The sequence below is a fragment of the Chroococcidiopsis sp. CCALA 051 genome, assembly GCF_003015105.1.
Classification (GTDB): Bacteria; Cyanobacteriota; Cyanobacteriia; order Cyanobacteriales; family Chroococcidiopsidaceae; genus Chroococcidiopsis; species Chroococcidiopsis thermalis.
Genome location: NZ_PYCI01000212.1, coordinates 1 through 7512 on the forward strand (window position 1 = coordinate 1; position 7512 = coordinate 7512).

The 7512-nt window shown below is 46.0% G+C and carries 6 protein-coding genes; 2 read left to right on the plus strand and 4 right to left on the minus strand.

The window, feature by feature from the left end:
- Positions 1-408: 408 nt before the first annotated feature.
- A complete protein-coding gene (locus C7Y66_RS29350) occupies positions 409-759 on the minus strand; it encodes a histidine triad nucleotide-binding protein (protein WP_106170859.1) in 351 nt (116 codons plus the stop codon).
- A 62-nt stretch (positions 760-821) separates the two neighbouring features.
- Here C7Y66_RS29350 and C7Y66_RS29355 point away from each other — a divergent pair, with 62 nt between their 5' ends.
- The gene (locus tag C7Y66_RS29355; protein ID WP_106548244.1) at positions 822-2351 is read left to right on the plus strand and encodes a YifB family Mg chelatase-like AAA ATPase; all 1530 of its coding nucleotides are present in this window, start codon (positions 822-824) and stop codon (positions 2349-2351) included.
- A 60-nt stretch (positions 2352-2411) separates the two neighbouring features.
- The gene (gene recJ / locus C7Y66_RS29360) at positions 2412-4475 is read left to right on the plus strand and encodes a single-stranded-DNA-specific exonuclease RecJ (protein ID WP_106548245.1); all 2064 of its coding nucleotides are present in this window, start codon (positions 2412-2414) and stop codon (positions 4473-4475) included.
- A gap of 4 nt (positions 4476-4479) precedes the next feature.
- On the opposite strand, the gene C7Y66_RS29365 is transcribed toward recJ, so the two are convergent.
- The 3 genes from C7Y66_RS29365 to C7Y66_RS29375 all read right to left on the minus strand — a co-directional run bounded on the left by C7Y66_RS29365 (position 4480) and on the right by C7Y66_RS29375 (position 7399).
- Positions 4480-5013, minus strand: a complete 534-nt coding sequence (locus C7Y66_RS29365) for a DUF1499 domain-containing protein (RefSeq protein ID WP_199197714.1) — start codon at positions 5011-5013, stop codon at positions 4480-4482.
- Positions 5014-5083: 70 nt separating this feature from the next.
- On the minus strand, positions 5084-5353 hold the full coding sequence (locus C7Y66_RS29370; protein WP_015155978.1) for a YciI family protein: 270 nt from the start codon (positions 5351-5353) through the stop codon (positions 5084-5086).
- 141 nt (positions 5354-5494) lie between these two features.
- Positions 5495-7399, minus strand: coding sequence for a GTPase family protein (locus tag C7Y66_RS29375; RefSeq protein ID WP_106548246.1), 1905 nt, complete (start codon positions 7397-7399; stop codon positions 5495-5497).
- Between the last annotated feature and the right edge of the window lie 113 nt (positions 7400-7512).

A 7512-nucleotide genomic window follows, 5' to 3' on the forward strand; every position in this document is an offset into this window, starting at 1 on the left:
ACCCAGTTACAAAACTGTTCCCACAAGGAAGCGCTTTCGCGTCTTTGTAATGTGGTTGTCATGGTTCTATGTATTGCGTTTGGTTATGCAAATCAGGGTTTGTTTTCCCTGTTGTTAACACTATAAGGAACTTCATTGAGTTTTGTAAAGATTATGAAGATTAGCTTATGTTATACTAACAATAAGTTTTTCTGATTAATCGATCGATTTAGGTAAAAGAAAAAACGGCTGAAACTAACTTCTAGCAAAGCTCCCAGCCGCAAAATTGAAATTCATCTAAACGCTAAAATTACTCTTTCTCCACCAATTTGTTGGTGGAAATTCCTTCTCTAACTCCCTTGTCCCCCTTGTCCCCCTTGTCTCCCTCAGCTCACCCAAACGAATATTCTTTCACAAAGTACGAGGAACTCAACCAGGAGGCCAACTCATTTGTCGCCCGCCGAGAATGTGAAGGTGCATGTGATCCACAGTTTGTCCGCCGTCTGCACCAGTATTAATCACGACGCGATAGCCGTTATTCAGTCCTACTTGCTGGGCAACTCGCTTAACAGTTAGTAACAAATGACCCATAAGGGCGTGGTCGTGAGATTCGGCATCCGATAGCTTGGCTATAGGTTTTTTGGGAATCACGAGGATGTGAACGGGGGCTTGGGGATTAATATCTTTAAATGCGATCGCCAGTTCGTCTTCATAAACGATATTGGCGGGAATTTCTTTACGAATGATTTTGCCAAAAATAGTATCTGTAGTTTCACTCATGCCGATCGCCCTTGAACTCTGTTAGAGATTCTAAAGGGTTCTTGTCATGGAAGAAATATAAAATGCTGGCACGGGTTTGGAGTGCATCAATTGTCGGCATCGATGCCGTCAAAGTAGGAGTCGAAATCGATGTCTCGGCGGGGCTACCGGGAATTGTCGTGGTAGGATTACCGGATCTGGCAGTTCAGGAGTCGAAAGAACGGGTGAAAGCAGCGCTCAAAAACGCTGGGTATGCTTTTCCGCTGAAAAGGATCGTAATTAACTTAGCGCCAGCAGATATTAGGAAAGAAGGACCCAGCTTCGATTTACCGATGAGCGTGGGCATTTTGGCGGCTTCAGAGCAGGTCAACCCGCAAATGCTCGGAGATTTCTTATTTCTGGGTGAAGTCTCCTTAGATGGTGGCTTGCGGGCAGTGGCTGGTGTCTTACCCGTGGCGGCGGCGGCGCAAAAAATGGGGATTACTGGGTTAGTCGTACCCGCAGATAATGCCCAGGAAGCAGCTTTAGTGCAAGGGATATCAGTTTATGGTTTTCAATCTTTATCGGAAGTCGCAGCATTTCTCAATCAGCCAGAAAAGTTTCAGCCCGTGCAGTTTGAAGGCAAGCGGGAGATCGTCAGAAGTGTCCATTTTGGTGCAGATTTAAAAGATGTCAAAGGACAAGCTCACGCTCGTAGAGCCTTAGAAATTGCCGCAGCTGGGGGGCATAACTTGATTTTTGTGGGTCCACCAGGGAGCGGAAAAACGATGTTGGCTCGTCGTTTGCCCGCGATTTTGCCACCACTCAGTTTTCATGAGGCGTTGGAAGTTACCCAAATTCATTCCGTAGCGGGGTTGTTAAAAAATAAAGGTTCGCTAGTTGCAGAACGTCCCTTCCGTAGTCCCCACCATTCCGCCTCTGGTCCTTCTTTAGTTGGTGGCGGGACTTTTCCTCGTCCTGGGGAAATTTCTTTAGCTCACCACGGAGTTCTATTCTTAGATGAATTAACGGAATTCAAGCGGGATGTATTGGAATTTCTGCGCCAACCTTTAGAAGACGGTCACGTCACTGTATCTCGTACTCGCCAATCGGTGATGTTTCCCGCCCAATTTACTTTAGTCGCGAGTACAAATCCTTGTCCTTGCGGTTATTTTGGCGATTCAATCCAAGCGTGTACTTGTTCCCCCAGGCAAAGAGAGCAATACTGGGCAAAGCTTTCGGGTCCCTTGATGGATCGAATTGACTTGCAGGTGGCGGTGAATCGACTGAAACCAGAGGAAATTACCCAGCAACCTACGGGGGAAGATTCGGAAAGCGTCAGGCAAAGAGTTCAAGCAGCACGCGATCGCACCCGCGATCGGTTTGAGTCAGAATTATCGGTAAGCTGTAACGCAGCAATGCAAAGTCGCCATTTGCGGAAGTGGTGTCAGTTAGATGATACTTCTAAAAGCTTATTAGAAGGAGCAATTCGGAAATTAGGCTTGTCAGCTAGAGCCAGCGATCGCATTCTTAAGGTAGCGCGGACAATTGCCGACTTAGGGGCAGAGAAAAACTTGCAAAGCCATCACGTCGCCGAGGCAATTCAGTATAGAACTATAGATCGGATGCAGTAATCGCGCTAAATTACCCATTAGCCTCATACAATATAGTGCTGAGCCTCTATTTCTGTCCCCGTGTTAGCCCAACCGCCATCAGGATTACCTCGCCGTCCGCGTCGCTTGCCAAATCAGCGCTGGCAAATACATCCAGCTCAACCGGAGTTGGTCAGCCAGTTGACAACAATAAACCAGCTCTCACCTATAGTCAACCAGCTTTTAGTCAATCGCGGCATCGAGACACCAGCGCAGGCAGAAATATTTATCAATCCAGAAACTTTAGATTTGCCCTCACCCCTAGAGGCATTTCCCGACCTAGCGATCGCCATAGACTTATTAGAACAAGCGATCGCTTCCCAAGAGAAAATTGCCATTTGCGGCGACTACGATGCTGATGGGATGACGAGTACAGCCTTGCTACTCCGCAGCCTGCGCTGGTTGGGGGCGCAAGTCGATTATGCCATTCCCAGCCGGATGCAGGAGGGCTATGGAATTAACAAGCGGATTGTCGAAGAATTCCACACTGAAGGCGTGCGGCTGATTTTAACCGTAGATAATGGTATTGCCGCGATCGAACCAATCGCTAGAGCAAGAGAACTCGGTTTAAATGTCATCGTCACCGACCATCATGACATTCCCCCCACTTTACCCCCAGCAAACGCGATCCTCAATCCTAAACTCATTCCCGAATCTTCACCTTATTGGGGTTTAGCTGGGGTTGGCGTTGCTTACGTTTTGGCTATTTGTCTAGCTCAGAAAACAGGACAACTTAAGGGTTTAGTCAAGCCTTTATTGGAACTCTTTACACTAGGAACGATCGCCGATCTCGCGCCTTTAATCGGTGTCAATCGTCGGTGGCTGAAACGCGGATTGCGGCTGCTTCCCCAGTCTCAACTTGCGGGAATTCAAGCCTTGATTCAAGTCAGTGGGGTGAATGATAAAAACAAGTCGCTCAAACCAGATGATATCGGTTTTCGCCTCGGTCCCCGCATTAACGCGATCGGGCGAATTGGCGATCCGCAAATTGTTATCGATTTACTGACAACTGATGATGCTGGAATTGCCTTAGAACGGGCAATGCAATGCGAACAAATAAATGCCCGTCGCCAGCAACTTTGCGAAGAAATCGAACGGGAAGCGATCGCTTATGTCGAATCATCGCACGCCATGTCTCTACAAGAGGATCGCGTCTTACTTGTCGTTCAACCAAATTGGCATCACGGCGTAATCGGGATCGTCGCCTCTCGCCTGGTAGAACGCTACGGCGTACCCGTATTTATTGGCACGTATGAAGACGAACATCACATTCGCGGTTCGGCACGTAGTATTCCTGAATTTAATGTTTTTGATGCCTTAGAATTCTGTCGAGATTTATTAGGTAAGTTTGGCGGACATAAAGCAGCAGGTGGTTTTTCCCTTTCAGCCGAAAACTTAGAAGCATTGCGATCGCGTCTGATTCAATTTGCTAACTCTTGTTTGCAACCGGAACACTTAAAGCCACTGCTACAAATTGATACGCAAGCCGATTTAGAGCGACTCAATTTACAACTTTATCAACAGTTAGATATTTTACATCCCTGTGGAATTGAAAATCCAGAACCCGTTTTTTGGACGGCTAATGTTAAAGTCATCGACCAGCAGACTATTGGTAAAGGTCATATTAAATTAACTGTAGTTCAAGAAAAAGATTTATCTGTAGGGGCGCACAGCCGTGCGCCCCTACAACAAATGAAAGCGATCGCCTGGCGTTGGCGCGAATATTTCCCTTTACCACCACGGATAGATATTGCTTATCGCTTGCGAGAAAATACTTGGAATGGCAATACTAATATTGAGTTAGAATTAATCGGCGTACGTCTAGCTAATCAGCCGCAAATATTATTTCCACTCAGACGAACTGCCACTACAATTCCCTTTGAATACAAACAGCGGCGTTATACTTGCGGTGTTTTCCCTACAGATAATTCGTTAGAATTAAGAATTAAGAACACTGAAGGACGAGTTTTAGCAATTGAGGCAGGAAATCTGATGGGGTTATTAGGTAGTAGCCGTAAAGATGCCACCCAAGTCGATCTCTTTCAACCCCATTACTATAATCTCGTTCAAGCTGCAATTCAAGCTTTGGAGATGGCTAAAACTTAATTTTCTATACAGAATTAGAGCGATTAATTTGGTTAAATCTTGCTCTCAAAGTTTCTATTCTGCTGCGATTTACACCCAAATCTGACTCACCCATGCGAGAAGCCGAACGAACGTGGATGACTCTAGCGTTCTCATCCAAAGAAAATTCTACATCATCTACAAACCCAACAACAGGAATGGTAAATTCCGTATAGAGGTAATTTTCTGACTGAGCGATCGGTTTTGTTCTTCTAAATGACTGAAGCACAGTTTTTAAGTCAGTCATAGCCGCTTGAGCAGAGGAATTATAAATAAAAGGCTCGATTTTATGTGCGTGATCTTGACTCTGACTGCTAACACAATTAGGAGTGTTGGGACAAGGTGCAAGTTCACCCGCACGAACGCCTAAATTGTCGGGGCGAGTTCCAGCAAGTAACTGCGGTTCTCCTGTTAAAGATATTTTCGTTCCTAGTAAACAAGCAAAAACTAATAGTAAAGATATGCAGGTGAAAAGTACTCGCTTGATTACTGAATTTGATTGAGTGGCGATCGCTGACATTGTTTCACCTCTAAAATGTTTTTACATGGATAAACGCCAAGGTATACTTTTCAAGTAAAATTCTTAAAAATCAAAAAGCCTGTATCCACTCTTTAACTTCATACTCCGTCCAAATTCCATTAACCCAATACGGATCGGACTCAATTAAATTCCGTACTGTCGCCTCATCTTCTGCTTCATAAATCCCAAATACTTTGGTCACATCTTTAGTCGGACCAATTGTAATTAAAACCCCAGCTTCTTTCTGTTTTGCCAGTCCATCTAAATGTGCTTGTCGATAAGGTACGCGCTTTTCCAACACGTCCTCGCAGTAACTTCCCCACACGATATATTTAGGCATAATCTTTTTCGCTCTTTACGTTTTTGTCGCTCGATATTGTGATTTCTCTTACTCTCTTTGTCAAGATAGGCTATTTCAAAGTTTAGGGTAAAAAATTAAACCAAACTCAAATTTACCATTTTCATGCCATCAGTCATGAATTCAAACTTGCTTGAGATAACCTTCATACCGCTGTCTTAATTGTTCGACAGTTAAACTCTGCGTCCAATACTCTACCAAAGCATGACCGAATGCCCAAGCATTATTTTCTGGAGATGCTGAGTTTTCCAATAACAACGACCACAGGGCGAGTAAGTCGAAGTTATGCGGATTTTTATCTGGGTTGAGCAGTGAAAATAGTTCGTATGCCATTTGTAATTTACCAATGACAACAGGCAATTGTTCCACTGGAATCTGCGCTGCTAGGAGATTAGCTAAGGTAGGCGATCCGGTTGAGATGGTGGAAATAAACTGGAGGACAGGGCTTTTGAGTAAAGCCGTGAGTCCTTGAGTCGTTGCCATTTGGAAGGTGTAGCGATCGATGATTTTGGCGGCGGCGGTGGTGCGAGTTTCTAAGTCGCGCATGAAGCGTGCTAGCCGCAGTTGTTTGGCAGGGGCGATCGCCTGAACTAAGGCTAAGGATAGCGCGTCGATTCCCCAAGCAATTCGACCGACTTGCGGATCTGCCGTAACAATTGGTAGCACGACATCGCAATAATTCGCTAGCAGTTGGGCGCGATACTGAATCGCCTCTCGGATGGAAATTTCCTTGGGGCGGTCGCCCAGTTCCCAATTATAAGGCGGTTGCCACTCGCGAATCGGACGCAACCGATCGACTTGGGTGACAGCTGTAATTACGGGCAAGTCCGTTACTTCTGCCTGAATATCTTTGAGAAAGTCTACATCCATTTGTAAAGCTGGATCGAGGGCAGGATTGACAAGTAGCAACAAATCTGACTTGCTGGCATATTCGAGAACTTGTTCTCGTAATTCAGCGCCATTAACCTGTTCGTATCCCGGCGTATCCCACAGTGTCAGAGTTTCTCCCGTATCAGTTTGCCAGCGATAATTTTGCAAGCGATCGGTGCTGGGTAAAACATCAACGGCGGCGAGTTCTGCCCTAAACAAGGTATTAATTAAGCTGCTTTTTCCGGCTCCAGTGCGTCCTACTAAGAGAATGCTGACAGGTTTTTGCTCTACAATTTCCACAGGCTCGGCTTGCGACAAAATTTCTCGCAGAGTTTGAGTCTTTGCCTGGGGTAAAGTTTGAGTCTTGGATGATTCTAAACCAGGTAAGGTATCGCCACTGTAGAGGGCGATCGCTTGCCGACACAGGTTTCTTAACGCTGCTTCCCGTAACAATTGACTCAAATTGACCAAAAGTTGTCGATCTGCCTGGTTTGTGTAACGCTGGCTAGCTTTTTTCGCTACGGCGGCGGCTGGGTTCAAAAGCCACTGTGCTAAGTTCCATGCCCGCCAGAATTTGCGCGCCGATGGCTCTAGCTTGCGGTAAACTTCATATGCCTCATATGCTTGCCCGACGGTAACTTGATTCAAAGCAGGCGATAATTTTTGCATCCACCGATCTAAATCGTCTACCGTCCCTCGGATCAACCCGTAAGCTTGAGGAATATAGATATTTAAAAGCGGATACTTGACTTCTGGGTGGTAAATCTGGGCGATCGCGACAACTAAATCTTGACAGCGCTGCCAAAAAGTTTGCCAGTCCTCCCACAAAGGGCGATCGCTTTGTGCTACAACGAGAATTTCTTGTAGCGTGGCTTCTGCTTTCTTGGTGCTGTCTGGCGTTGAGAGTGGTGCATCAGCGGAAAACGATTCTAATTCTTTGCTAACTTCTGCGGCTACAGCCTCCATCTCCACGACAACAGGACGAGTCCACCGGACTAGCAACCACCGCCAGCCGACAAATATTAGAATAAACACACCCCAGATCCAATTGATGCGCCATTCATGGATCTGCAAACCTGCTGCTACCAGGAAGAAACCAACGATAGACGCGATCGGAGTTGCTAAGACAATCCACTGCCACAGCTTTAACCGCACCATTGCCCCTGCCTAGATGAAACTTCTGTACAAAGTCTATCGTTTTAGTTTAGGAGACAAGGGGGACAAGGGGGACAAGGAGGACAAGGAGGACAAGGGGACAAGGGGGACAAGGG